The sequence below is a fragment of the Mesorhizobium sp. M7A.F.Ca.MR.148.00.0.0 genome (genome assembly GCF_003997735.1).
Taxonomy (GTDB): domain Bacteria; phylum Pseudomonadota; class Alphaproteobacteria; order Rhizobiales; family Rhizobiaceae; genus Mesorhizobium.
This window is the reverse complement of the sequence record NZ_RZTB01000277.1, coordinates 1-1,323: the sequence shown is the minus strand read 5'-3', so window position 1 is coordinate 1,323 and position 1,323 is coordinate 1. Positions and strand designations below refer to the sequence as shown.

General features: G+C 63.3%; 1 protein-coding gene and 1 pseudogene. One reads left to right on the top strand and one right to left on the bottom strand.

What is annotated here, in order from left to right:
- A pseudogene (locus tag EOB49_RS33905) lies at positions 1–912 on the top strand (Na/Pi cotransporter family protein); the annotation flags it as partial.
- Between the two features lie 81 nt (positions 913–993).
- Here EOB49_RS33905 and EOB49_RS33900 read toward each other — a convergent pair.
- The coding region (locus EOB49_RS33900; protein WP_164781930.1) for a GNAT family N-acetyltransferase at positions 994–1,323 on the bottom strand (330 nt) is incomplete at its 5' end.

Below are 1,323 nucleotides of genomic sequence, written 5' to 3'. Positions count from 1 at the left end.
CAGGTGCTGGAATGGGCCATGCAGTTCTTCGGCGGCGATCCGGCCGTTCCGGTGATTGTCGACGGCAAGGAGACCTTCCCCCTGGTGCCGGTCGCGGTCGGCCTCTACTCGACCTTCTTCAACGTCTTCAACACAGTGCTGCTGTTCCCGTTCATCGGCGTGTTCGAGCGGGTGCTATCGCGTGTCGGCCACACGGATGCCGACGACGCGGAGGATTTCTCGCCGCCGAAATTCCTCGACCGCAAACTGGCCAGCGATTTTGCCAAGGCCATTCCCGCCGTGCAGCAAGAGACGGCCCGCCATCTGGAGGCCGGCGCCATGTTCCTCGACATCGCACGCTCTTCCAAGAAGGCGCCGTCGGATCCGGGCAAGCACTATCTGGCGACCGACATCCTCAGCCGCGATATCCGCGCCTACACCGCCGCGCTGATGAAGGAGGATCTGCCTTACGAACAGCTCGATCTGATCGCCAGCCTGATCGAGGAAGCCGACTTCACGGCCGCCCTGACGGAATCGATGCATCAGGTGGCGCGCCGCGTCAGGCGCGAGAAGTTCAGCAACCCGGCGCAAGCCATCGTCGACGTCGCGCTGAACAAGCTCGACACGTCGCTGCGCGAAATCTTGCCTACTTACGGAATTTCCAGCCCGCAGATGCCGGCCGGCCATGTAAATCTGCCTGGGGTCGAGGAACTGCGTGCCCGCACGCTGGCGCTCGGACCGAATGCCGGTGCCGCCGAACGCGGCACGATCCTGGCCCTGCTCGGGTCGATCGAGCGTGCGGAAATCCTGATCCATCGCATCGATGCCGAGCGCAGATCCGTAAACCGCCAAAGCGTGCTCGCCCGTGCGTCGGCACGCAAGGAAACCAGAGCAAGCCCGATGGGAGACCCAGGCCTGGTTCCGGCCGAGTAGCGGTCCGCCGGACCATAACCACCTTCGTTCGGATTGCGGGTCAGGCAGGAAGACAGTCCATCCCGGTTCCGCCGGGATGGATCAGACCAACGCCAGCCTCTTCTGTAAAAAGATGCGGCTGCGGCCGATAGGGAAATCGGCGAGCGTTCCAAAGGGTTCGTAACCCTGACGCTGATAGACCTTGGCGGCATTCGGATTGAAGGTGTCGATCCAGGCATTCCGGCAACCGCGTGCCATGGCTTCCTGTTCGGCCGCATCCAGCATCTTGCCGGCCATGTGCTGGCCTCGCAGCCGCTCATCGACCCAGAGCCATTGCACGTAGAGCCAGCCCCAGGCCGTGTAACCGGAAATGCCAGCGACGACCGCGCCATCCTCGTCGCGCACAAACACCACAAGCGCCTTCCTTTCGGA